The organism is uncultured Selenomonas sp., from assembly GCA_905372355.1.
In the GTDB taxonomy this organism is placed as follows: Bacteria; Bacillota; Negativicutes; order Selenomonadales; family Selenomonadaceae; genus Selenomonas.
The window spans coordinates 43,184-68,669 of sequence record CAJPOT010000001.1 but is presented as its reverse complement, the minus strand read 5'-3'; the positions used below and the strand labels follow the sequence as shown (position 1 = coordinate 68,669).

General features: G+C 59.7%; 22 protein-coding genes. All 22 read right to left on the bottom strand.

The genetic code is table 11. The features are described from left to right. Window positions 1-9: 9 nt before the first annotated feature. On the bottom strand, window positions 10-1,779 hold the full coding sequence (locus QZ177_RS00310) for an ABC transporter ATP-binding protein (RefSeq protein ID WP_294175021.1): 1,770 nt from the start codon (window positions 1,777-1,779) through the stop codon (window positions 10-12). Then, a complete protein-coding gene (lpxB, locus tag QZ177_RS00305; RefSeq protein WP_294175020.1) occupies window positions 1,776-2,927 on the bottom strand; it encodes a lipid-A-disaccharide synthase in 1,152 nt (383 codons plus the stop codon). The genes QZ177_RS00310 and lpxB overlap by 4 nt, the downstream gene beginning before the upstream one ends. A 150-nt stretch (window positions 2,928-3,077) precedes the next feature. Further along, window positions 3,078-3,884: a UDP-2,3-diacylglucosamine diphosphatase LpxI gene (lpxI, locus tag QZ177_RS00300; RefSeq protein WP_294175019.1), complete on the bottom strand. Its 807-nt coding sequence runs from the start codon at window positions 3,882-3,884 to the stop codon at window positions 3,078-3,080. Window positions 3,885-3,902: 18 nt separating this feature from the next. Then, entirely contained in the window at window positions 3,903-4,766 is an 864-nt protein-coding gene (lpxA, locus tag QZ177_RS00295) for an acyl-ACP--UDP-N-acetylglucosamine O-acyltransferase (RefSeq protein WP_006190689.1), read from the bottom strand. A 221-nt stretch (window positions 4,767-4,987) separates the two neighbouring features. Then, window positions 4,988-5,431, bottom strand: a complete 444-nt coding sequence (gene fabZ / locus QZ177_RS00290) for a 3-hydroxyacyl-ACP dehydratase FabZ (RefSeq protein WP_006190687.1) — start codon at window positions 5,429-5,431, stop codon at window positions 4,988-4,990. An 83-nt stretch (window positions 5,432-5,514) separates the two neighbouring features. After that, a complete protein-coding gene (lpxC, locus tag QZ177_RS00285; RefSeq protein WP_265070948.1) occupies window positions 5,515-6,342 on the bottom strand; it encodes a UDP-3-O-acyl-N-acetylglucosamine deacetylase in 828 nt (275 codons plus the stop codon). A gap of 241 nt (window positions 6,343-6,583) precedes the next feature. Then, on the bottom strand, window positions 6,584-7,075 hold the full coding sequence (locus QZ177_RS00280; protein WP_009646319.1) for a dCMP deaminase family protein: 492 nt from the start codon (window positions 7,073-7,075) through the stop codon (window positions 6,584-6,586). Further along, complete coding sequence (locus QZ177_RS00275) at window positions 7,072-8,829, bottom strand: cache domain-containing protein (protein WP_265070947.1); 1,758 nt, start codon at window positions 8,827-8,829, stop codon at window positions 7,072-7,074. Before QZ177_RS00275 ends, QZ177_RS00280 begins: the two co-directional genes overlap by 4 nt. 1 nt (window position 8,830) lies before the next feature. After that, window positions 8,831-9,277 (bottom strand): universal stress protein, encoded by a 447-nt coding sequence (locus tag QZ177_RS00270; RefSeq protein WP_006190680.1) that lies wholly within the window; start codon window positions 9,275-9,277, stop codon window positions 8,831-8,833. A gap of 121 nt (window positions 9,278-9,398) precedes the next feature. Continuing rightward, window positions 9,399-10,823: a flagellin lysine-N-methylase gene (gene fliB / locus QZ177_RS00265; protein ID WP_265070946.1), complete on the bottom strand. Its 1,425-nt coding sequence runs from the start codon at window positions 10,821-10,823 to the stop codon at window positions 9,399-9,401. Then, on the bottom strand, window positions 10,820-11,908 hold the full coding sequence (rfbG, locus tag QZ177_RS00260) for a CDP-glucose 4,6-dehydratase (protein ID WP_265070945.1): 1,089 nt from the start codon (window positions 11,906-11,908) through the stop codon (window positions 10,820-10,822). The genes fliB and rfbG overlap by 4 nt, the downstream gene beginning before the upstream one ends. A gap of 14 nt (window positions 11,909-11,922) precedes the next feature. Continuing rightward, window positions 11,923-12,606 (bottom strand): glycosyltransferase family protein, encoded by a 684-nt coding sequence (locus QZ177_RS00255; RefSeq protein ID WP_294175009.1) that lies wholly within the window; start codon window positions 12,604-12,606, stop codon window positions 11,923-11,925. Next, the gene (locus tag QZ177_RS00250; RefSeq protein WP_294175008.1) at window positions 12,603-13,412 is read right to left on the bottom strand and encodes a hypothetical protein; all 810 of its coding nucleotides are present in this window, start codon (window positions 13,410-13,412) and stop codon (window positions 12,603-12,605) included. Before QZ177_RS00250 ends, QZ177_RS00255 begins: the two co-directional genes overlap by 4 nt. A 68-nt stretch (window positions 13,413-13,480) precedes the next feature. After that, window positions 13,481-14,782, bottom strand: a complete 1,302-nt coding sequence (locus tag QZ177_RS00245) for a glycosyltransferase family 9 protein (protein ID WP_265070942.1) — start codon at window positions 14,780-14,782, stop codon at window positions 13,481-13,483. A gap of 69 nt (window positions 14,783-14,851) precedes the next feature. Then, a complete protein-coding gene (rfbH, locus tag QZ177_RS00240; RefSeq protein ID WP_265070941.1) occupies window positions 14,852-16,192 on the bottom strand; it encodes a lipopolysaccharide biosynthesis protein RfbH in 1,341 nt (446 codons plus the stop codon). A gap of 4 nt (window positions 16,193-16,196) precedes the next feature. Beyond that, window positions 16,197-17,723 (bottom strand): glycosyltransferase, encoded by a 1,527-nt coding sequence (locus tag QZ177_RS00235; RefSeq protein WP_265070940.1) that lies wholly within the window; start codon window positions 17,721-17,723, stop codon window positions 16,197-16,199. Between the two features lie 86 nt (window positions 17,724-17,809). Continuing rightward, window positions 17,810-19,108: a phosphoenolpyruvate mutase gene (gene aepX / locus QZ177_RS00230; protein ID WP_265070939.1), complete on the bottom strand. Its 1,299-nt coding sequence runs from the start codon at window positions 19,106-19,108 to the stop codon at window positions 17,810-17,812. Between the two features lie 10 nt (window positions 19,109-19,118). Beyond that, entirely contained in the window at window positions 19,119-20,330 is a 1,212-nt protein-coding gene (locus QZ177_RS00225) for a sulfatase-like hydrolase/transferase (protein ID WP_265070938.1), read from the bottom strand. Between the two features lie 87 nt (window positions 20,331-20,417). Continuing rightward, window positions 20,418-21,155 carry a phosphocholine cytidylyltransferase family protein gene (locus QZ177_RS00220; RefSeq protein WP_265070937.1) on the bottom strand — a complete coding sequence of 246 codons (738 nt, stop codon included), beginning with the start codon at window positions 21,153-21,155 and terminating at the stop codon, window positions 20,418-20,420. A gap of 26 nt (window positions 21,156-21,181) precedes the next feature. Next, window positions 21,182-22,951, bottom strand: coding sequence for a glycosyltransferase family 2 protein (locus tag QZ177_RS00215; RefSeq protein ID WP_265070936.1), 1,770 nt, complete (start codon window positions 22,949-22,951; stop codon window positions 21,182-21,184). Between the two features lie 30 nt (window positions 22,952-22,981). Next, window positions 22,982-24,418, bottom strand: coding sequence for a hypothetical protein (locus QZ177_RS00210; protein WP_265070935.1), 1,437 nt, complete (start codon window positions 24,416-24,418; stop codon window positions 22,982-22,984). Between the two features lie 22 nt (window positions 24,419-24,440). After that, window positions 24,441-25,310, bottom strand: a complete 870-nt coding sequence (locus QZ177_RS00205) for a CDC27 family protein (protein WP_294175005.1) — start codon at window positions 25,308-25,310, stop codon at window positions 24,441-24,443. Between the last annotated feature and the right edge of the window lie 176 nt (window positions 25,311-25,486).

Below are 25,486 nucleotides of genomic sequence, written 5' to 3'. Positions count from 1 at the left end.
TCCTCTCCTTCATGTAGCGGGCTGCAAAGCTCCTTCGCCCTTCTTCTCGCCTTCTCCCTCGCCTCGGAACTGGATATTGTAGAGCGTGCTGTAAAGCCCGCCCGCCGCCAGAAGTTCCGCATGCGTTCCCTGCTCGACGATGCATCCTCCGTCGATGACGTAGATGCAGTCGGCGTTGAAGATCGTCGACAGCCGGTGCGCGATGGCAAAGGACGTCCTGCCCACCATGAGCTTGTCGAGCGCCGCCTGCACGATCTTTTCGCTCTCCGTATCGAGCGCCGACGTCGCCTCGTCGAGGATCAGGATGCGCGGATTCTTCAGGATGGCGCGTGCGATAGCGATGCGCTGACGCTGGCCGCCCGAAAGATTCAAGCCGCGTTCGCCAATCTTCGTCTCATATCCTTCAGGAAGCTGCAGGATGAATTCCTCGGCGTTCGCCGCACGCGCCGCCTCCTCGATCTCCTCATCCGTCGCGTCGAGCCTGCCATAGCGGATATTCTCGCGCACGCTGCTCGAAAAGAGCATCGTTTCCTGCGGCACGATGCCGATCTGCTCGCGCAAAGAGTCGAGCGTCACGTCGCGCACGTCGTGACCGTCGATCTCGATCACACCTTCGTTCACCTCGTAGAAACGCGGGATGAGGTTCGCGATTGTCGACTTGCCCGCGCCCGAAGGACCGACGAAGGCGACGAGCTGGCCGGGACTCGCCTCAAGCGACACATGGGAGAGCGCGGGAGCGCCCTCCTTGTAGGAAAAGGACACGTCCTTGACAGCGACGCGCCCTTCGATTTCGGGCAGCGGAACGGCACCTTCCTTGTCATGAATCGTCTCTTCCATATCAATCACGTCAAAGACGCGATCGGCCGCCGCCATCGCACGCTGCACGGTGCCGTAGATGCGGCTGATGCGCTTGACCGGGTTCGCGAGATTCACGGCATACGTCAGAAACGCAACGAGAGCGCCTGCCGTCAGATCGCCTTGCACAACCTCGTAGCCACCGATCCACAAGATAAAGGTGACCGTGATCGCCGCTAGGAACTCCACGGTCGGGGTCAGGAGACTCGTAAGCTGCACGTTCTTCATCTCAGCCTGGAAATTCAACTCGTTCTGCCGATGAAAGCGTTCAATCTCGTAGCGCTCGCGCACGAAGGACTTGACGACGCGCACGGCAGAGATGCTTTCCTGCAGAAGCGAATTGATGTCGGCAAGCCTTTCCTGTATGACGATGCCCGACTGCTTGAGCTTTTTGCCAAAAATATTCATCGCTTGTCCGACGAGCGGCACGGTGATGAGCGTGATGAACGTGAGCTTCCAGTCGAGATAAAACATGAGCACGATGGAGCCAACAAGCACGGAGCTTTCCGTCACAAGCTCGATGAGCTTGTCAACGAGAGCATTCTGCAATGCCTGCACGTCGTTCGTCACGTAGCTCATGATCTCCCCCGTCTGATGGCGGTCGAAGTAGGCGAGCGGCATGCGCTGGAACTTCTCGAAGAGCGCCTCGCGGATGTCGATGACGACGCGCTGCCCAACGAAGGAAACGAGGTAGCTCTGCCCATAGTAGAATATGCCGCGGAAGAAAAAGACGACGATGATGCCACCCGCGATGAGGTTGAGCATCGCCATGTCGCGCTCCATGAGCACCTTGTCGATCATGTCCTTGATGATCCACGGCACATAAAGGTTCGCTGCCGCCGCAAGCACGATGCAGACGATGGCAAACGCCAGATGCTTCACATAGGGCCGTATGTAGTTCATCAAACGGATGTAGTTCTTCATGCTTCCCTCTCGTTTTCCCTTCCTGCGGCCGCCGCGAGCACATGCGCCGCGACGCGCACGGAAGCGCCCGGCGGCCCGAGCTGCAGCACGGCGACCTTGAGACGCGCCATGACGGAGTCGCGCTGCGGCTCGCCCTTATAGAGCTTCGCAGCTTCCTCGGCGATGCGCTCCGGCGTCACCTCGTCCTGCAGCAGCTCCGGCTCCGCCTCCTCTCCGAGGATGATGTTCGGCAGGCTGAAATGGTCGATCTTCACGAGCATCCTGCCGATGGCGTAGTTGAGCCTGCCCATGCGGTAGCAGACGACAGCGGGCAGATCCATAAGCGCCGCTTCCATGACGACCGTTCCCGATGTCGCTATGGCGAAGTCGGCGATGCCCATGAGGTCGTAGACGTGCTCCTCCGTCAGTTCGACGGAAGCGCCCGACTTTTCGATATGGCGTTCGAGCTCTTGGCGCTCGAGTCCCGGCGCGACGGGCAGGAAAAAGCGCGTCTCGGGGCGCTTCTCCTTCAAGATTTGCACCGCCTTGAGCATGTCGGGCAGAAGAAACGAGATCTCCTGCCGTCGGCTGCCGGGCAGGAGCAGCACGGCACGCTCGCCCTCCTTGAGTCCGAAAAAGGCGCGCGCCGCCTCCGGTTCCATATCGGCGCGTACGGTGTCGACGAGCGGGTTGCCGAGGAAGGAGACGTTCGCGCCCGCCGTGACGTAGGGGCCGATCTCGTGATGGAAGATCGTGACGATCTCCTTGGCGATCGCCGCGCACTTCTTCGCACGCCCCTTGCGCCATGCCCAAGCCGACGGCGGGATGTAGGAAAAGACGGGGACGCCGAGTGCCTTCGCCTTCGCCGCAAGCCGCCAGTTGAAGTCGGGATAGTCGATGATGAGAAGGAGATCGGGCTTTTCCTCGCGCATGGACTCGACGAGCGTCTTTTCCAACTGCAATAGGCGACCGAGTCCCAGGACAACCTCCCACACGCCCATGATGCTGTAGTCGCGACAGTCGCGCACGAGGCGCACGCCCGCCTCCGCCATCTTGGCTCCGCCGAAGCCGAAAAGCTCCACGTCCGGCTCCATCTCCAGCATTTCTTTCGCGAGGCGTGCGCCGTGCAAATCGCCTGACGCCTCGCCCGCCGACATCATGATCTTCATCTTGCCCCTCCTCTTCGAAAAGCACGGACAAACACCGCCCCCATCTTCACGCATCTGCCATCTGCGCAAATCCGAGAACTTCATTTTATCAGCGCTTCTTTAAGCCGAAAAAGCGCGAGGATGCAGATCTTGCATCCACCGCGCAAATCGTCAAATCGCCGCGATCGCTATGCCGTTTTCGTCAGCGAGCGCCGTGACCTTCGCTTGATCGACGACGAGTACCTTGCCCGCCTCGATGGCGAGGGCTTTCGCCCCGGCGGCGATCATCGACTCGATCGTCGCCGTGCCGATCGCCGGCACATCGAAGCGCATGTCCTGCTGGGGCTTCGCCGCCTTGCCGACGGCAGCACCGCCGCCCGAAAGCTCCCCGCCGCGCCTTATGCAGGCGTCCGTCCCCTCGATCGCTTCGAGCGCCATGACCGCCTTCGCCTTGACGACGGCGGTCTGTCCGATGTCGAGCCGGCCGATCTCCTTTGCCATGGCGAGCGCCATCTCCATATCGGCGCGTTCCTCTGCGGTAGGTTCACGCTTCGTCAGCGTGCCCGCAGGCGGCATCAGCGCCTTTAAGAGAGCCGTCTGATCGAAGGCTTCCAAGCCTTCCTTCGCAAGCTCCCTGACGAAAGCGAGCATGATCGTGTCGTCCTTCTTGTCGGGCAGCGACATCAGGAGCTGCATCATGCGCATGTCGGGCTGCTCGTGGCTGCCCGCAAAAAGAAGCTCCTTCGTAACTTTGCCGAGAAGCGTCACCTTCGTCACGCCGCGCTCCTTGAGATAGTCGATGATCGCGCCGAGCTGTGCGACGTTGATCGCGCGATGATCGGAAGCGACTTCCGCAAGTTCTTTATCCGTGCCCGCGAGAAGCGAAACGGCGCTGACCTCGATGCCGAGCGCCTTCGCCGCCTGTGCGCAGACGACGGGCAATCGCCCCACGCCGGCCAAAAGACCGATCTTTTCCAAAGATTTTCCCTCCGATTTCTATTCGTTCTCGCGGCGCTCGCGGCAGATGCCGCGGTCCACGTTGCGCAAAAAGCGCAGGAAATGCTCGACCTCTTCGGACGTCTCGACCTCCTGCTCGATGACGGCGATCGCCTGTGCGAGGCTCAAGCCCGAGCGGAAGAGGATCTTGTAGGCGCGCTTGATATTTCGCCGCGCCTCGACCGCGATGCCCGCACGCGCGATTCCGACGCTGTTGAGTCCGACGACGCGCGCCGGATGACCGTCGACGATCGTGTAGGGCACGCAGTCCTGCACGATCTTCGACATGCCGCCGATCATGACGTTGCGGCCGATCTTCACGAACTGGTGAATGCCGCACATGCCGCCCAGAACCGCGCGATCTTCGACAATGGCGTGGCCTGCGATCATCGCCGCGTTCGACATGATGACATGATTGCCAACGACGCAGTTGTGCGCGACATGCGTGCAAGCCATGAGCAGGCTGTCGCTGCCGATGCGCGTCTCCTCGCCCTCGCCCGTCGCACGGTGGATGCTCGAATACTCGCGGATCGTCGTGCGGTCGCCGATGATCGTATAGCTCTTCTCGCCCTTGAATTTCAAGTCCTGCGGCTCCGCGCCGACCGAAGCGAACTGAAAGATATGGCTGTCTTTGCCGATGCTCGTCCAACTGTTGATGACGGCATGCGGCTCGATGCGCGTGCCCTCGCCGATCGAAACGTTCGCACCGATGACGGCGTGCGCACCGACCTTGACGTTCTCAGCGAGCGTCACATTCTCTTCAATCACAGCATACGGACCGATCTCCACGCCCTTCGCCACATGGGCACGAGGGCTTACGACCGCTGTTTCGTGGATATATGCCACTACTTTGCTGTCCATCATTTTTTCCACCCCTTATTCCACTCGAAAAGAGCTGACAGGATTTTCAATCTATGCTTTCTATAGAAATCGCTGAAACTATCCGCGATTCCTGTGCGGATAAAGCGCCATATTGTTATAATCCTGCAAATCCTGTCGTTTTTTGCCTGTGATATTCAGGCAAAATCGGCAATTTTCGGGGGTTGATAAAAGACTGGCACTCATTTTCCCGGCAAATCTGCCCCTTAAGAGAGATTTTCAGCTCTTTGCAGGGCAAAGGTGAAGTCCGCTTTGGCGACGAGCACACCGTCGACGTAGCCGTCGGCATGAAGCTTGCCAAAGTCGCCGTGCACCTTCGTGATCTTCGCCTTCGTCACGAGCTGATCGCCAGGCACGACGGGCTTCTTGAACTTCACGCCCTCCATGCCGCCGAAGAGTGCGAGCTTGCCGCGGTTCTCCTCGGGATAGAGCATCGTGATGCCGCCGACCTGTGCCATGGCCTCCAGAAGGAGCACGCCGGGCATGATCGGCGAGCCGGGGAAATGACCGCGGAAGAAGTCCTCCATCATCGTCACGCACTTGATGCCCGTCGCCGACTCGAACGGCACGAGTTCGATGATGCGGTCGACGAGAAGCATCGGCGGGCGATGCGGCAGGATCTTCTGAATTTCATTGATGTCCAAAATCATATAGTTTCGCTCCTTCTTTCTTAATTGGAACCGACACGAAATGCACCGGATTTCACCGTAAGCAGAAACACCTTTCTGCGCTTTCACACCAGCGAGGCGCAGAGCGCCTTCGCGAGCTGCGCGTTCAGCGCATGACCCGACTTCACGGCGAGAATATGCCCGCGCACGAAGCCCGCGAGACGCAGATCGCCGATGAGGTCGAGGATCTTGTGGCGCACAAGCTCGTCGGGGAAGCGCAGCTCGTTGAGCCAGCGCTCATCGTTGTAGACGATGACGTTTTCAAGCGTGCCGCCGAGTCCGAGTCCCGCTTTCTTCAGCGCCTCGACCTCGCCTTCATAAGCAATCGTACGCGCAGGGGCGATTTCCTTCTCGTAAGCGTCCTCTCGCACGAGGAAATCCCGGTACTGCGTGCCGACGAGCGCATGCTCATTGAGCGACGTAAAGCTCACACGCAGGCCGCCGCCATAGGGAACGGCAACGAGGAAGCGTTCGCCGTCGTCGATGCGGTAGACGCGGTCGATGACGATCTCCTGCCGCTCCTTTTCCTGCTGCACCTTCCCCGCTTCTTTCAAAAGAGAGAAAAAGACGAGCGAGGAGCCATCCGCGACGGGAGGCTCCTCGGCATCGAGTTCGACAAAGCAGTTGTCGATGCCGAACGCCGCGAGCGCACTCATCAGATGCTCGACCGTGAAGACGCGCACGCCGCCCTCAGAGAGCGTCGTCGCGCGCACCGTCGACGTCACATGCGGCGCGGTCGCGCGAATCTTCGGCTCGCCCGCAACATCCTTGCGCACGAAGACGATTCCCGCATCGACAGGCGCCGGCAGGAGCGAGAGATGCACGAGGACGCCGGAATGAAGCCCCACGCCGTCGTAATCAACGCGCCGGGCGATCGTCGTCTGAAAGGGCAATAGAAATCCTCCTCCGCTGGAAAATGCAAAAGCCGGCAATATAAAGTCGCAGCTGCCAAATGCAGCCCTCCGTTTCAACGTTCTATTATTGTACCATGAAATAAGGACGCATAATAGTTATTAGGCGGCTTTTCAGTAGAATCCGTTTCAACATTTTATTATTGTACCATGAAACCCCAAGAAGTCAAACCCGAAGGGTGCAGACTGATTGGCTAGGTTTCTGGTAAGGGCGGCGCACTATTCATCCTTCCTGCTCGCCTTTTGGCAGCGCAAAATTCACGGGCAGCTCTTCGATGTCCGTTTCCAGCCGCCGATAGTGAACGCCGGCAGCAGCGAACATGCGTTTCGAGGCGCGCGTGCTGTCGGTCGCCGCGTACTTGTCCGACAGGTAGATGACCTCCTTGATGCCACTTTGGATGATCGCCTTGCAGCACTCGTTGCAGGGAAAGAGCGACGTGTAGATGCGGCAGCCCTTCAAGGAGGTGCTCGCGTTCAATATGGCGTTCAGCTCAGCATGCACGACATAGGCATACTTCTTGTCGCCGAACTCGCCCGTGCTGCCCCACGGGAACTCCGCATCGGAGCAGCCGTTGGGCATACCGTTGTAACCGACGCCGACGATGTGCTTGTCCTCGTTGACAATGCAGGCGCCAACCTGCGTGTGCGGATCCTTGCTGCGGTACTTGGAAAAAAGGGCGATGCCCATGAAGTATTCATCCCACGATATGATCATGGCTTTTCCTCCCCTCGCATCTCAGACGATTCCGTCGCGCTGTCTGCGGCATCCGCGTCGCTCGCTTCCCCCGCTTCAGACGTTTCATCCGTGCCGCCCGCCGCTCCAAGCGTCGGCAGAACCGTGCCCAGAAGGGCGCGCAGGCCGTCGGCAGCGGCGTGCAGTTCGGCGATCTTCGCTTCCTCGCCCTCCTTGATTGCGAGGAGTTTCCCCGCATCCTGCGCCATCTTCTCGTGCAGCGCACGCGCCTCGACGAGCGCCGGCAGGGATCTTGCCGTCCCACTTCCGCGTCTTGCCGTGCGCCTTGCCGCCTCCTCCAGGCGCGCCGCCGTATCGGCGAGCGCACGAAGCGCCGTGCGGTTTTCCCGTGCGCCTCGGCCGCCCGCCTCGATGGCCTCGGCTGCCTTGGAGACGTCGCCGGCGAGCGCCGTCAGAAGCTCTGCCGCATTTGTGGAAAGCTTACCCGCATCCTCCGACAGGCGGCGCACCTCGTCGGCGACAGCGGCGAAGCGCCTGCCCGCATCACCCGCACGCGCCGCCTCGACCGCCGCGTTAAACGCGAGGAGGTTCGTCTGGCTCGCAAGCTCCGCGACTTCGGCGAGCGTATCGCCGATCGCCGCTGCACGTTTTCCCAGATCGCGCGCCATCTCGTCCGCCGCCTTCAACTCCTTCGCGAGCGCGTTCGTGCGCTCTGCCGCATCGTGCGCCGCCCTCCGGCTCTCGCCAAATTGACGGCGCACTTCTTCGGCTTCTTTCTGCGCTTCGTCCGACGCGTCTTCGTCCATGCCGTCCGCGGCTTCGGCGAGCACCGAAGCCGCTTTCTCCGCCCGCTCTTTCAATGTCCCCGCTTGTGCGAGAGCCGACTCCATCGCCTGCGCCTGCTCCCGCGCCCCCGCGAGAAGTTTCGTGCAAAAGGCGCCCATGCGCGAAAGCGTCTCCGATGGCACGGCCTCGAACGCTGCATCTCTTTGAGGCGTCCCCAATTCCTGCGCGGCAAGCACTTCACCTGCAGGAACATCCGAGACCTCTGGCAAAGGAACCTGTTCCTCTTCTTTCTGCCCCTGCAGCGGGAGTGCGATGCGCCCGGCATAAGCGAGCAGAAGCCCCAATCCCGTGAGCACGAGCAAGAGCAGCAGCAACCCCGCCAGAGTCATGGAGTTCGTCAGTGCGCCGAGCGAGCGTTCCTCCTCCGCCTCGGGCACGCCGACGAAAATCATGCCGACCGCCTCGCCGTCCGCATCGAAGAGCGTACGATACGAACCGATGGGTCGCCCGCCGCCGAAATCGGAGCGACCGAGATACGGCGTACAGCCCGTGAGCACGATCCTCGTGACGGCGGCATCCGCCTTCTGTCCGACGAGCCTCTTACCGCTCGTCTCGTACGTCGAGGATGCGCACTGCTCGCCGACGAAGAGAGCGACGTCCGATCCCGTAACCTCTTTCAAGTGATCGACGAAACTGCCATTATCGTTGAGCAGTCTGCCTCCCTTGTAGATGCGTCCGTCCTGCACCGTCCAATCGCCGGGATGCGTCGAGTCGATCAGCAAGAGAATGCCGCGCATGTCAGCGTCGACCTTCTCCTTCCAGATCGTCGCGTTCGACGTGCGTGCGCTGTCGTAGGCGCGATAGCCGAGCGCGAGGAACGCTGCGAGGAAAAAGACCGCAAAAAGGACGACGCCGCGCCTCAGTCGCGCTGCGTCATCCTTGCTCTGAAAGAATCGGGAAAGGAAGCTTTTTTTCTTGTCGTTCTGCATATCAGCGAACCACCATGACAGGGCAGTGGACGTGCTGCAGCACATACTGGCTGACGCTGCCCATCAAGAATCCCGTCAGACGGCCGAGACCGCGGCTGCCCATGACGACGAGGTCGTAGCCTTCATCGTCCGCCGTCTCCACGATGACCTCGGCGGGCGAGCCAAGTTCCACCACGCTGTTCGTGCGGATGTCTGCGGGCACCTCCCGCAGGATCTTCGCCAGCTCCTTGTAAGCGCCCTCCTTCAGAGCCGCAGGATCATAGCCGTCCATGCTCACGCGCTCGAAGGCCGCGACCTCGGCATTGAGATCGACGACCGAGAGCAGCATGAGTGTCGCCCCCTGCAGCCGCGCGATGTGCGCCGCCTGCCGCACGGCCTGCTGCGCCTGCTCCGAACCATCATAAGGCACGAGAATCCGCCGAATCTCGCTGTCCTTAAAATCCATCATCTTGCTTACCTCCCGGAATTTCCCAAACTCCCATAAGTATTTTCTTATTTCGCCAACGAAGGGAAAAATTCCTCTTTTTTCTGCGGCTTAGCTGCCAATTTCCCGCACCCTGCTGCGTTGATTAAACAATGTGCTCGCCATCAAGCAAACTAAGCAAACGCCCGCCGGGCAACAGGCGGGCGATCTCTTCCGCCAACGCATCGATATAACCGTAAAAGTGATTCGTGCGCACGGCAAGCCATTCGACAGCGGCAAGGATGCACTTCTTTGTACGATCATCCTCGTCTTCTGCACTCTCCACGCCAGCAAAAGCCGTCCGCACCACGCTGTGCGGCGCAGACACACCGCCCCCATCGAGCGAGGCATCCACAAGAAGCAGGAACTCCAGCAGCTTGTAAAGCACGACGAAGACCTCATAGTTTGCCAGAAAGCTCGTGCCTCCTGTCAGAGGGTAGCGTCCGAGCATAAATTCGTTGACGAGCCAGTTCTCCAAAGCATTGCCGTACTTTGAATGGATGCTCTTCGCATATTGTCTGCGCCGTTCCAAAAAAGCGGCGATGCCGCTTTGCCGAGACTGCGCCGCGCCCGTATGCGCCGCATCTGCCCGTTCTCCCGGCACATCGCCGTCCCCTTCGCCGAAGAGTCTGCGAATCCTCGCCAAATATGCCGCTGTTTCGGGCAAATCATCTTTCGTCGCCTTTGCCAGAGCAGGAAAGAGCCGTTGGAAGAAGCGCAGATACAGCGCCGCGTCGAAGGGATTCGCCGCGAGGAGAGCCTTTGCCTCCCCTGCGGCGGCATCGGCGATGGCGGCGACGTCCCTTGTCAGATCTTCCGCCGCCCCCTGCTCGACATACGCTTCGGCGCGCGCGAGCAGGAGTCCGAGCGCCGCGAGACGCGCGTCGAGCGAGAGACGGCGCTCGGTCAAGAGCGCGATTCCGGCAAGCTGCAGGCTGCGGAAGGCCGCCGCCGACAGTGGTGCGCCAAGCGGCGTGCGGTCAACATAATCGGGGCGCGGTGCGGCAAATTCCATCCACTCGAACGCCAGCGGCTCTTCGGTGAACAAGACTTCCTCTGCCGCCACAGGACAGCTCAGGCACAGGGCGCGGTCAAGCGTATCGCCAACCTCGTGCATCTTGCGTGGATACTCAGCGCAGACGTCGGAGATCGCGCCGATGCCGAAGCGTCGCTGCAGCGAGCAAAGTCCGTCAGCGCGCAAAAAAACGCAGCGTCCGTTCTCGTGGCGCATGATCCAGCCGCCCGTCGCCTCGCTGCGTTCCAAGCCTTTTTTCAATTCGTGCAGAAGCTCCGGCCGCCCCTCATAGCGCGCCAATGTCGCCGCATCGAGCGCGACGCCCCACTTCGCGCAGCAGCAGAGCGAGCCGCATCGGCTGCCGTCGCAGACGAAGCGGCGCATGTAAACGGGCTGCAGGCACAGTCGCGACGCGGCGGCAGGCGCGAAGATGGACGCAGCGCCCTTCCCGTCGCCTTCATCGCTCTCCAGCCCCCGTGCCGCAACCTTTTTCAAGCACTCATCCTGTCGATTCACGCCTCCGCCTCCTCGAAGTAGGCGGCAATCTGCGCCTCCATGACGTCACCGACGTCCTCGCCTGCCCGCCATGCCTTCGCCCAATCGACGGTATGCGCGATCGCTTCCTCGATGTGCCAGCGCGGCTGCCAGCCGAGATGCGCCTTGATGCGCGAGGAGTCGAGCTTCAGAAATCCCGCCTCGTGCGGCGCGGCACACTCCTCCTCAGCACGCCACGAAGCACCCTCGCCCCAAGCGCGGCAGAAGAGCTCGGCCAGCTCGCCCGTCATCACGCAGTCGGAGTCCGCAGGCCCGACGTTGTAGCTTCCGGCGAGCGACGCATCGCATGCCTGCGCATGCGCGATGCGTAAATACGCAGAGAGAGGCTCCAAGACATGCTGATAGGGCCGCGTCGATGCGGGATTTCTGAGGACAACGGCGCGCCCTTCGCTCGCCGCGCGGATGCAGTCGGGCACAATGCGCTCGGGCGAGAAGTCTCCGCCGCCGATGACATTGCCCGCGCGCGCCGTCGAGATGCGCACGCCGCCGTCCGCGAAGAAGCTCTGACGATAGCTCGCCGTTACGAGCTCTGAGCAGCTCTTGCTGTTTGAGTACGGGTCGAAGCCCATGAGACGCTCGTCCTCGCGGTAGCCCCACTCCCATTCCTTGTTTTCGTAAACCTTGTCCGTCGTCACATTGAGAAAGGATCTGACCGTATCGCTTTCCCGCACACATTCGAGGACGTGTGCCGTTCCCATGACGTTCACGGCATACGTCTCGACGGGCGTGCGGTAGCTCTCGCGCACGAGCGGTTGCGCCGCAAGATGCACGACGATCTCGGGACGAGCCTCGCGAAAGGCCGCGCGAAGAGATGCGAGATCGCGCACATCGCCCTCGATCGAGCGCATGGATTCCGCTAGCTTCAACTTCTCAAAGAGCCGTGCGCCGTCCGCCGTCGGCGAAGCGAGCGAAAATCCTGTAAGCTGCGCTCCTGCGCCGAGCAGCAGTTTCGAGAGCCATATCCCCTTGAAGCCCGTATGCCCCGTCAAAAGCACGCGTTTGCCGCGATAAAAGGCAAGGTCATCCTGCCGCGTCATTTTCTTCATCTGCGCTCCCCCTCTCAGCCATGCTGCAATTCTTTTCCGTATTCGGCAAGAAAGACCTGCCGCGCCGTCTCCCATGCGTCATCAAGGCGCTTGCGCCCCGTCTCATGGATGCACGGCGGCTTTTCAAAACGCGGAATCATGAGGCGCATGCCGCGCCGCCGATACTCCATGGAAGCCGAAATGTCATAAAAGTGCCAGCCCGTGAAAATATCTTCGCGCCACGGCACATCCGTCCGCGTCGCCAGGAAGATACCGTCGAGCGCCGCCACCTCGATGCCTTCGTCCGGCACAGCAAGGCGGCTGACCAATTCCATGGACTCCGGCTCACGAACATGCCAGACCGAGCCATAGCACTCCTTCGAATCCCACCAGACGCCGCTGTCCGGGATATGACGGCAGCCCGCAAAGCCGATGAGTCCGACTTCGGGGCGCAGGCGGAAGATTTCCAGCATACGGGGGATGAGCCTCTTCTCCGTCAGCAGAATATCCTGATGCATGTAAACCTTGAAGCGCGCCGTGGTCGCGCGCCGCGCCGCCTCATAGCCCGCCGTCATCGACGAGGCGCCGTACACGGGTACGAGCTCGACGGAAAAGCCCTGCGGCACTTCCAGATGGCGCAGATAGCGCACACTTTCCTCATACATTTCTTCATCGTTCACGCAGGCAATGAAGGCGATCTTCTTCGCGTCCCCGTTCATCCGAACAGTCCCTCCTTGCGCAGGATGTCAAGCAGCCTCGCAGCGTCCGCCGCAACACTCTTGACGAATTCTTCCAGATAGCCGGCCTCGATGCCGTTTTCAACAAGCAGCTGCCGCAGCGATACGAGCGATGCCTCTTCCTCCACGCCGTTTTCGAGGCGGTGCAGAAGACGCGCCAGCAGATGACGCACCTCTGCTGTATAGCGCGCCTTGAGCCGCACGATGCCCATCGGGATTGCCGTCATGTGGATGATCCACCAGGCGATCTCGGGATTTTTCCCCTCATCTTCTGCACCGCATTCGCGAAGCAGCCGAAGCAGCTGCGGCTCCCCGGCCTCCGCGATTCTTCTCACGCTCAAAGCTTCGTAGTGCGAGAGCTTCGCGAGCCGTATGATTTCAGGAAAAGAAAAGAGCCTGCCCTGCCCCCTGAGCAGAGGATTCGTACTGTAACGCATCTCACCGTCGCACCACGATTGAAAGACGCTCCAGTGGCAGACGTTGCGAAAGGGCACGATCAGAGCGCCGCCGGGCGTGAGAAGCACATGCAGATATTCGAGCAGGCTCTCCACGGCAGCCACTTCCTCAATGCCGGGCGCCGCGACGATCAGAGAAAAGCTGCCGTGCCAGGTCTCCGGCACCTCCGTATGCAGCGAAGCCGTCTGAAACACATCGCTCGGAAAATCCTGCCGGAAGCGCTCCTCCCAAGCGCTCGCCATGCCGAAAAGCAAGATATCTCCGGCATCCTTCTCCGAGAAAAATGCCGCCATTTCCCCATAAACGGCTTCATTGAAGGGCATATCGAGCATCGTATCGTCTCCTCATTGCGTCAGCACTTTATCTCCATGCGCTACCACGTCCGGCAGCGTGCACGCCGTCACGCCTCTTCTTCACAGACGAAAAGCGGCTGCCGCTTCCCCGTCGCCGCCTGCTGCAGCAGCAGATGATACGCTTCGAGCACCGTCGCAGGCGCAATCGAGGCGATGCAGTGCGCTTCCCCCGTGTGCTTGCAGCCGTAAGCATCGCGCGGCTCCTCGGCGCAATCCGCCAGAGCCCTTGCGGGCTGCACGACGACGGCAGCCGTGCGGTACGGATAATGGTGCATGGGAATCGCCTTTTCATCGAGCGGCAGATCGGCGCCGTAGCAACAGATCTCCAGCACGGGCAGACCAATGACCGCCGCTATATGCAGGAGGCTCGTATCGTTGCCGATGTACGTCGAACAGAGCGTGACGGCAGAAGCCGTCTCGCGAAAGTCGAGCGCGCCCGCGAGGGAAAGCGCCCGCTCCTCGCCGAGCGCACGGGCTACTTCCGCCGCTTCCGTCGCATCGTCCCTGCCGCCCAGGAGCAGGAAGAACGCCTCGCTCTCCTCTGTCAAAAGCAGGCGCAAGAATGCAGCGTAAGCGGCGGGCGGCCAATGCTTGCGCCGCGTGCTGCCGCCCAGACCGATGGCGAAGAGCTTTCGCCCTGCCGAAGGTGCTCCGAGATATGAGAGCTTTTCGCGCACGCCCGCGATGTCCTCCTTCGTCAGCCAAAGCTCCAGCGAACGATCGGCCACGGGTGCGGCAAGCATCTGATCGAGCACATCGAAGCAAAGATCAGCCATGTGCAAGGGATGCACGGGCTTTTCCAAAGGGCGCGTCAAAAGCGCCGCGCAGTTCTCGCGTGAAAGTCCGCCTGCCGAAAAATCGCCTATATGACCGATGCGCTCCTTCGCGCCTGCCATGTAGGCGAGAAGGTAGGCGCTCGCATAGTGCCCGAATACGAAGGCGAGATCGAAGCGCTGCCCCAAAAGATGCTCCGCCGCATACCCGGCGTGCGCTGCAAAAAGCTCCGACACATGACGCAGCACGGGAAGCTGCTCATTGCCGAGCAGGAAGTCGATGTACGGACATTGCTCGGCAAGCTTGAATCCCGGCGGAAAGATCATGAGCGTAATCGCCGCCGCAGGATAGAGGCGGCGAAGCTCGCGCAGAGCGCCCGAAAAGCACAGGAAGTCGCCGACGCCCGCATCCATGATGACGAGCATCTGCATCTTCTCGCCTGCGGTGCGCGGTGTGCGGTACCCTTCCGCCGCAAAGACAGGCTCCATGACGCGCACGAAATCCTGCGCGGGAAATGGCGCACCGGGCGAAAGGCGCTCGCCAAAGGCCTCGAATGACTCAAGTATCGTTTTCATAAATCCTCCTGTACTAGCAAGGTGCAAAGCCGCTGACGAATCCGCTTCCCTGCCGCGCCGCAATTTTCTCTACCCCTTGAGGACGCTGTGCAGGACCTCCGCCATATAGTCAATCTGCTCCGCCGCCATGCCCGGGTAGACGCCGAGCCAGAAGGTATCGCGCATGATGCGGTCGGTCGCCGAAAGCTCGCCGACGACGCGGTAGCCACTTTTCGCTTCACGTAGGCGGTCAAAGCACGGATGCTTGACGAGGTTGCCCGCGAAGAGCATGCGCGTCTGTATGCCGTGCGCTTCGAGGGCACGGACGATTGGCTCTCTTTCGACGCCCTCGCGGCAGGTCAGGAGGAAGCCGAACCAGCTAGGCTCACTGTGCGGACACGGCTCGGGCAAGATGAGCTTTTCTTCGATACCTTGAAGCGCCGCCTTGAGGCGTGCAAAGTTTTGCCTGCGCTTTTCGACGAAGGAGGGCAGCTTCTTGAGCTGCGCGCAGCCGACCGCCGCCTGCATATCCGTGACCTTGAGATTGTAGCCGAAGTGCGAATAGACATACTTGTGATCATAGCCCTTCGGCAGTTTGCCGTACTGCCCGTCGAAGCGGTGGCCGCAGAAGCCGTCCTCGCCCGGCGGGCAGATGCAGTCGCGCCCCCAGTCGCGCAAAGAACGCAGGATGCGGAAGAGCAGCGCGTCCTTCGTATAGACGGCACCGCCCTCGCCCATCGTCATGTGGTGCGGCGGGTAGAAGCTCGACGTGCCGATGTCGCCGACCGTGCCCGTATAGCACTGCTTGCCGTCAATCTCATAGCGCGAACCGAGCGCGTCGCAATTGTCCTCGACGAGCCAAAGCCCATGCTTTTCGCAAAATGCCTTGACCGCCCGAAGGTCGAACGGGTTGCCGAGCGTGTGCGCGAGCATGACGGCACGCGTCTTGGGCGACAGCGCCTCTTCCAACCGCGTGACGTCGATGTTGTACTGCGGGATCGTCACGTCGACGAAGACGGGCACGGCGCCGTACTGGATGATCGGCGCGACCGTCGTCGGGAAGCCCGCCGCGACCGTGATGACCTCATCGCCCGGGCGCACGGCGCGCTCGCCGAGGAGCGGTGAAGTCAGCGCCATGAACGCCAGCAAGTTCGCCGCAGAACCCGAATTGACGGCAAGCGCGTGACGCGTGCCGAGAAATGCGGCCAGCCCCTTTTCAAACTGTACGGCATAGCGTCCCGCCGTCAGCCAGAATTCCAAAGAGCTGTCGACGAGGGCTTCCATCTCCTCGTGATCGTAGACGCGCCCCGCGTAGGGAATGCGTGCGCCCTTCGTCCATGGCTCAGGCTTGTGGTATTCGTCGGCGTACTCGCGCACGAGCGCGAGGATCTTGTCATGAAGTTCCTGACGCTTCTCTTCTCTTTCTTTCATAACGTCATCTCCCTCTCGCACGCAAAAACATCTCGATGAGTTCCGCCTGTTCGAACATCTTCTTGCGTCTCATGCCGCTCTCCTGCGCCGCACGCTCGCGCAAGAGCTTCGCCCAAGCGCGCGCGCATGCAGCGTGGATGGCAGGATCATTGCTCGACTGCCCCTCATGCTTGCGGAAGTAGCTGAGCGTATCGACGATGTAGAGAAGATCGCCCTTCTCCAGCAGGCGAATCCAGCACTCGACATCGACCAGCGCACTTCGAGGCTCCTCCGTCAGAACCTCGCGCACCGTTTCCTTCGCCGAGCGCGGCAACAGAACAGTCGTATACTCTCCGATGAAGTTCGCCTGCTTTTCGAGAAGCCCGCAGATCGCCAAATCGCCCGGGATGCGTGCGGTTTCCTCGACGGGCAAGGGGTCGATCGCCGGATCGGGGACGATGTTTCCCGCCTCGTCAATGGCGCAGCGATGCGAGGTCACGAAGGCAATGCCGTCCTCCATGCTCAAAGCGTCCGCCATGCGCTCGATCTTCTCGGGCGCATAGAGGTCGTCATCGAAAAGATAGGCGAAATACTCACCGCGCATTCGTTCGAGCGGCCTCACCCAATTCTGCATGGCGGGGAGTCCTGCATCATGCGTATAGTGTATGCGCTCATCGTCGGCATAGGCCTTCATCAGCTCTTCCGTCCGCGCATCCTCGCTGTTGTCGCTGACGATGACCTCGATATTGCGATACGTCTGCGCGAGCGCACTTTCGAGCGCCTGCTTGAAAAGTTCCGGTCTCTCGTGCGTCGGGATGATGATGCTCACCAAAGGCAGAGCCTCCGTCGCGTACTCCGCAAGGAACGCCTGCCTTCCTTTCTCGTCCGCGGGGAAGCTTTCACCCAAGAACTCCACGAGCGGCTCCTCCTGTCCCACGACGGCAGAGCGCAGCCCTTGACGACGGAACTCCAGGCACTGCGCCGCATCGAAGAACGCCGCGCCATGAAAGAGATCCTCGCGCCACGGCAGATCGACCTGCGTCGCCATGAGGAAGCCGTCGACGGCGAGCACATTCTCCATCTCGCCGAGCACCCGCCCCCAGGACACCGTGCGCGCACCCTCGGCAAGCCGGAGGGCGCCGATGCGCCGCGTCGAATGAAAGGCGATGCCGTCGGGCGGCAGGCGCTTCGTGCCTGAAACACCGAGTATGCCGAGATCGATGTGCTTTTCAAAGAGGCGGACGAGGCGCACCAAGAGATGCGAGTCCAGGATGCGCACGCGCTCATCGAGATAGACCTTGTACTTCGCGTCGCTCGCTTCCATCGCCTGTCCGTATGCCGCCGCCATGCCGGCCTTGCCCTCGACTTCGACGAGTTCCATCATGAAGCCCGCCGGCTGCTCCAAAAGTCGAATCGACATCAGGAGATCCTGAGGAAGTTCCTCTCCTTGGCGTGCGACAATGACGGCGATCTTCTTCGCGTCCTGCACGACTTCGTTCTGAGGCTGGATTTCTTGATCCTTCATCGCCTCTTCCCTCTTTTCTTTATTCATCCATGCACGCTCCGTCCTTTCACCCATTCATCGCCCACAGTCTGTTTTCGTACGTTAGGGCCTGCGTCTTCGTCTATTCAAAACAACTAGACATCATCGATCAAGCGGATGATGTCCTTGAAAGGCATAAGATCCGCATCCGCCTCAAGAGCACGATGGTGCTTCAAGATGGACATTGCCGTGTGCTCCATCGCGGGAAAGGCGCTGCGCGTCAGTTGGTTCGCATAGATGACGATATTCACGCCATGCGCGGCAAGCTCCGCCTCTGTCACCGCGCTGTAGGATGTCGGAACAGCGACGAGCGGCACAGCCGGATGCGTCTTGCGGAAAACGTCGGCAAAGGCGAATACCTCGTCCGGCTCCTTCTTGCGCGAGTGGATCATGATGCCGTCCGCACCCGCTGCCACATAGGCAGAAGCGCGTTCCAAGGCATCCGCCAGTCCCTTTTCAAGAATCAGGCTCTCGATGCGTGCGATGATCATGAAATCATCCGTTCGCTGCGCCTCCTTGCCTGCCCGAATCTTCGCCGCGAAGTGCTCGATCGTATCCTGCTGCTGCTCGACCTCCGTGCCGAAGAGCGAGTTCTTCTTGAGACCGATCTTATCTTCCAGTATGACAGCGGAAACGCCCATGCGCTCCAACGTGTGCACATGGTAGACGAAATGCTCGATAAGACCGCCCGTATCGGCATCGAGGATGATGGGCTTCGTCGTGACGTCCATGACATCATCGATCGTGCGGATACGCGACGACATATCGACAAGCTCGATGTCGGGCTTGCCCTTCGCCGTCGAGTCGCAGAGGCTCGAAATCCAAAGCGCATCGAACTGATCGAGACCGCCCTCATGCTCGACGACGGTCTTTTCTGCGAGAAGTCCCGTAAGCCCGTCGTGCACCTCGATCGTCTTGACAATCGGTACGATCTCCAAGAGACGGCGCAGACGCCGCCGCCGAAACTCTGGCATAACGAGCCGCTCTTTCACGCGCTCGTCAATCTTCTTGACATCCGGATTCCATGTGTATGGCACCTCGATGAGTGTACCGCCCGTCTTCTTGAGATTGGCCAGCACGTTCTCGCGAATTGCAGACATCGGACCGCCGCGCCAGTTGTCTCCGTGCACGACGAAATCAGGTCTCAGAGATGCAATGACCGCATCGTACATGATGGCGTCCTGCACGATGACGCGTTCGACCTCTGACTCGGCCTCCAAAAGCGCGATGCGCTCTTCAAGCGATATGGAGGGAAAGCGATTGTAACGCACCATCTCGCGGTCAGAAAGGACACCGGCAACGACCGTACCGTGCTTCTTGGCTTCGCGCAGAATGTTTCGATGCCCTTCGTGAATCACATCGGTGCAGAAGCAGGCGTAAGCAATATTTCCCATAGATTCCTCCTCATGCGTGCCATGATTCCTTCACCTTTTCCATGAAGTGCTCTAGCCATTCATGCCCCTCTGTATTAAATGAGCGCGTATGGTCATCGAGCAGAGAAATAAAATAACGGTAAAGCGCCTCATCTTCCACCTGCTCATGGCCTTCGCGCGTATAAATCTCGATAGATGCTCCCGCAAGATTGACGGTGCCTTCCTGCGTCACGGGAAAAACACTTTCCATGCGGCATTCATGCAATTGGGTGCGTATGCTTACGCGATACGGCTGCCCGGGAAACTGCGTGCTGGAAACCACATATTCACGCTCCTTACCGCCCAAGACTTTCGGCAGATTGCCGTCAATGGACGCGCTGGGCAAGAATCCCAGGCTGTGCGCCGCAATCGGATAAAAATCGAGTCCGCTCACGAGTTCCGCACAACGCCCAATCTTTGGAATTCCCGCGCCGCGTAGCATCAATGCGGCGCAGGCCTGGTTTTCGCTCGTCGGATAAGGCTCCTTCTCGTAAACGGGAACCCCGTGGTCGGAATAGAGATGAACCACATACTCCTCCGGCGCAAAGCGGCTCTCCAGATGCGAAAAAAAGTCCCCTAGGATCCGATCCACCCGACGTATCCCCTCTCGATTGGCATGGGAATAAATGGCGCGTTCCGAGAGAAATACGCTTGTTTTTTCGTCTTCCGCCCCCAGTAAACGCTCTTCCAACGGCAGATGCGTCTGCGTCGCAAGAGGCAGTGCATCCATCAATATGGAGCGCGTATGCGTATCGGAAAAATGCAGGAATACATACTGATCGTATTCATCAAATGCCTCGATCTGGCGGATCGTCCTTTCCACAGCCTCGGCAGACGACAGGTGATTCAGGTTGACGATGAGCCGATGGAAGCCGCGCGTGACACCGTTGTAAACGCCCTCCGAGGCTCCCATGACGTTGACGCAGTAGTACCCGAGCTCCGCCGCGCCTTCCGAAAGCGTCTTGATCCCACCATCGATCTCCCCGCCGAAACAGTTATCAAACACCTGCAGGCGATGCATGTAAAGTCCTGTTTCCATTCCAGCCAACGACGGGTATGTATATTCTGCAGCAGCATAGTGATTGTCGAATATGATTCCCGAGGAGAAAAATCGCATGAGATTGGGCACTGCCCTGTAGCCTTCCCTTTTGAGATAACGGATACATTTGACGATACTGCTCAACAAGAGCAAAAAAGGTCTCATCGTACATACCGTCGCGACTCTTCTGCAGCAGAACCTGAAAAACTTCCGCTCCCCTTGCGTTTCCCGGCGGAAATGCGCGCGTAGCCATCACTTCTCCTCCATTTCCCCGTACTTCCGCCTCAACGTTTCCAACTCCTCAACCGTATCGATTTCCTGCACATCCTTCTCGCTGCAGGCACGCACACGGACGCAGAAATCCTCGATGTCGGCCGAAAGAGCCGCCTCGTCCCAATAGCGTTCAGACCCGCCAGGCGTCTCATAGAGCCTTTGCAAAGACTCGGAGAGTTTCCTGCCATCCTTCGGCGTCCAATAGGATATGCCGACCATCTTCCAGCACTCCTTACCGCCAACCGCCATGCGGCGGATGACGCCCTCCTCATCGGGGAAGAAGCACCAGTCATCCGTCTCTTCGACAGGAATCGCCAGATAGTTCGTCCCTGTCTGCTCACGGCAAAGGAGCGCGGGATTTTGCAGAAAGAGATCTCCCTCGACGATCATCGCATTCTCGACAAGCTCTCCCACGGCGAGCAACGATGCGATGTTGTTCGCCTCATGCCAGTGCGGGTTATCGATGAAGCGGATCATCGGGTACTCCTCCTTGAGAGCCTCAAACTTCTCGCTCAAGTAGCCGCGCACAACACAGATCTCAGGGTAATCCGCCGCCACAAGCGCCGAGAGCAGAGTGTCGATGATGCGGCGCTCGCCGACGCGCACCAAGGGCTTCGGCGTCTCATCGGTCAAGGGACGCATCCTCTCGCCGCGCCCCGCCGCAAGGACAATGGCGCGCTCAGCGATGTACGGCGCTTTTTGCATAATCTCAGTCATCCTCCTTTGCCTTCGGGAACAGCGCCTCATTCGGGAAGAGACGCAAAAAGTTCCTCAAACACGCGGCGCGCACACGCAAAATCCGCTCTGCTGCAAAGAGCTTCGCGCGCAAAGATGTCATACGCTTGCTGCGCCAGAGCCTCCCTAGCTCTCTTTCGTGCCGTCATGTCAACCTCGCCGTCGCACGAAAGGAGCAATGCCGCCCATTCCGCCGGATGCCATAAAATCTCGCCTGCATCCTGCATTCCGCGGGCGAGCAGAGGAATCTCGAAGACGCCGGCACGGAAATCCGCCCGCGTTTGGAAGAGCAGGACAAACGCTGCCAGAGGGAAAAAGCGCCCCTGGAAGAACGCCGGTTCCAACCACGCGCACTCGTCCAGCACGCTGCGGCGCAGCAGTGCACCCGACAGCCCTCCTGCGGGCGAACGCCCTTCCGAGAGTACGAAACTGCGATGCCATGCGCCAGAGGCGACGATGCAGTGCGACTGCCTCATGCGAAAGGCGAAGCTCTCCAACGCATCATTCTCCGCATTCGCCGCTTCTTCTGGATCGGCAATCACGAAATCAAGTTCATCGTCAAGTTCCAAAGTCGTCACCATCCGCACGACCTTCTCGGCAAGAAGCCGGTCGCCGGGTACGATCCATTGAACGTATGCTCCGCGCACTGTGCCGGAAAGCCGTGCGCCCCATCCCGAAGAGACGGCGGGAACAATTCCATGCGGCGCTCCCAAGGCCTCCAGAGATTCCTGCAGGCGCGCTTCATCGCCCACGAAATCAAGCGCAACGACTTCAATATGCGGATACGTCTGTGCTGCAGCGCTTTCCAAAGAACGCTGCCATAAGGAAAAGTCTCCAAGATACGGCACGACAATGCTCACGAGCCTCCGGCGCGCAAGCACACGCTCCTCGGCAAAATCCTGCGCGAGCTGCTCAGATAGACGCATCAGACTCTGCAGCGGAGAGAATGCCGCACCTTTTGTATAGTGCAGTTCAATCTGTCCCTGCGGCAAGACCAATCCCTGCACTGCCTCGCTTTCCTCCGGCGAAAGCGCGACGGGCGGCACTCTGCCCTCGAATACCGTGTCGAAGTGCTCCTTCCAATAATAGCAGCGCGCCGTGTGCACGGAATACTTCGCCGCATTGCCAATCCAACCGTTCAGGACCTTGACCGCCGTATGCAGAGTGCCGCGCCATTGAAAATGCGCGAAGTGCAGGAAGCTGATGGGGAGCGCAGGCGCCGGCACGCGCTCCTCTCCTTCCATGCGGTAGAGATAGTGCGTGCCCTGCGCCAACAACGGATACGAACATGCAGCCTCGCGCCCAATGATCGCCTTCTGTACCGGCTCATGCCGCTTCTTTCGTCGCAGCGGACGCGAGAGCAGAAACTTTCCTGCATCTTCTTCCGGCTTCTCCAATTCATACATCCAATGCCATGCGCAGAATGTCACATCGGTGCGCAAATGCGAAAGGACAGCACGGCAAGGTTTCGCCGCGTCCTGTGTTACGAGAAACTCATCGGCATCAACAGGAACAACGATGTCGGCATCATACTCGTCAAACGCCCTGTGCATCACAGCCGTCATAATCTCGTCATGGCGAAGCTCCGCCGCCTCGTAGCGCTCAATGCAAAGGGGCAGTCCTTCCTCTTGAAGTGCGTGCAGGACATCTCCCGTGCCGTCCGCCGCCGCATGGTCGACCACGAGCATCTCATCCGCGTACGTCAGCGTGTGACGCACGAAGCTTTCGATGATGTCAGCACAGTCCGCGACTAGGGATATAGCGATAATCTTGTTCATTCCCTCGCATCTCCTCCTACGGTGCTTTCCCTATTGCAGCCATGCCCGCCACGCTTCTTCATAGAGCGCCTCAACCTCGCGCGCATAGCCAGCGCCATCCATCAAAGGCGACTCTTCCATACGCACACGCAAAGTCTCGTGCAGCGCAGTCAGAAGTTCCGTATCACGAGCGAGCGACACGGCCTTCGCCGCATACTCCTCAGGCGTCGCTGCCGCAAGCTCCGAAAACCCTGCAGCCGACAAAAGACTCAGGCCAAAGCGCGAGCCAAAGCGCCTGCCATAGCGCGTGACGACAGGCACGCCCATGTAGAGCGCGTCGCATGTCGTGCCGCCGCCCGGATAAGGGTAAGTATCGAGTGCGATATCGATGTCGAGATACTGCGCGAGGTAATCGCTCGACGCACGCCGAAATTCGACCACTCCCTCGGCGAAGCCCGCACGCTTCGCCATGCGGCGCATGCGGTGCTCCTGCACCTCGCTGTCTGCCGTATTCTTGAGCACGAGGCGTGCGCCCGGCACACGCTCTACAATCTCACGCCAAAGAAGAAGCTGCTCGTGCGTAATCTTGTAAAAATTATTGAAGCTGCCGAACACCGGCGCCGCGTGTCGCTCGCGCTGCTTCGTCACATACTGCACCGAGGACGGCGGCATGTAACAGAGCAGGGAGTGATCGTGCAGACGCAGCGGTTTTTCGAGGAAAAGCTCTTCGTTGTCTGCCGTAGCCGAAAGGCGGTCAGCAAGCACATGGTCGATCGCAGGCAGCCCCGTCGTATCGAACCAGCCGATCGCCGTCACCTGCACGGGAGCGGGGCGATGGGCGAGAGCGACGAGAGTTTCTCCGCCCGCTGCATGACCGGAAAGATCGACGAGGATGTCGATCTCGTCCGCGTGGATGCATGCCGCCTGCTCCGCTGCAGGCAAAGACGACACATCTCGCCAGACATCCGCGAGAGAGCGCATCTGCTCCGTCACGCTGTCGCCTGCGCCGCGCGTGTCATAGCAGTAGACCTCAAAGCGCTCCTTCGTCCGATGAACAAGAAGCGGCATGATGAAGAAAGCATTGATCTGCATGGCGAAATCCGGCGAAATATATCCGATGCGCAATCTCTCATGGCGGTGAAGCAGCGCATCGTGCGCATATTGCCTCACGCCCTCAAAAAGCGCCGCAAAGCCGCAGTGTTCACGAAAAAGCCGGGCATCTTCCACGCCCGGCAAGTAGTGAAGCGCAAAGAGATAGTTGCTGTACGCCATGCGATGTTCTTCCGGCAGAGCACCGCCCGACGAGCATGCTGCACGGTACGCCTCGACGACTCCGTGCGCATCGCCCAAGGCTGTGTAGGCAGATGCCTGCGCCGCCGCCAGTTCGAAGGCGGCACGCGGCGAAAGAGGCGCTCGCGCCAAGCGGCGCAGCGCCTCAAGCGCGGCTCCTCCCCTGCCTTCAGCAAGGAGGGCACGAACGCTTATCATCGCCTCCGCAAAAGAGTGCGCCTCAGCCACGGACAGCGACCAGAAGGCCAAAGTCGGGCACTTTCATCTTAGCGGCAAGTTCCAGCGCTGCATCGCGCTCTCCAAGGGCAGCGAGTGTATATCCCATGTTTTTGAGCGTCATCTCATCGTGCGCATCGAGACCAAGCGCCTGCTTCAAGAGATGCTTCGCTGCAGTGAAAGAACCTGCGAGGAAGAACCCCCCTGCGAACGAATTCAAAAGACGCACCTTCTCCGAAAGCGCGACATCCTTCCCAAGAATTTCCTGCGTCAAGCACATAGCCTCATTCTCATCATCCCCCGCACTTTGCTGCACAGACTGCTTCTGCTGCGCCAACGGCATTTCGATGCGCTGCACCTGCTGTGCCAACGGCTGAAATGCCTCCGTCTGCTTCTCCGATGCCGCATGATCGAGCTGCAGGAAATGCGCGATGGCGGGATAACCTGCACGGATCTCATCTTTCTTCGTCGCAGCATAGTAATCGAGCACCTCGGAAAGGTCTTCCTTATCTTCTGTCGAAAGGGATGCCGCATAATTCTTCAGCACGAATTCGAAAATGGCAAGGCCATCCGACGTGCGCTCTTCCAAGAGGCAGATGCGAGCGAGCAGGATGCGCGCCCTGACGTGCTGCGGCATAAGGCTCAGCGTGTTGTCTACCCACTGTGTTGCGCGTTCATAGTCACCGCTCATGAAGTAGCTGTACGCTGCATCATAAAAGGCGTCGGCATCCTTGATCCCCTTTTCAATCATCGCCGCAACCGTGCCAAGCGCCTCTGCATACTCTTCATCTGCCATCTGCGCAGCAAGCTTGCGCTTCATCTCATCTGCCGAGATCACCGTTCCCTGCGAATTTCTCGTATTCCAATTTGACAAGATATATTCCTCCTAGATTTCCTTTACGTCTATTATATCATATGTCTCTATATCGAAAAAGCTCGATATAGGCTTAAGGAAGTACAAATAAACTTTCAGGCCATACATGAAAGAGCCAATCAGCCTGCGCCCTTCGGGCTTTACTTCTTGGACTTTCATAGTAACTCCAATATTTT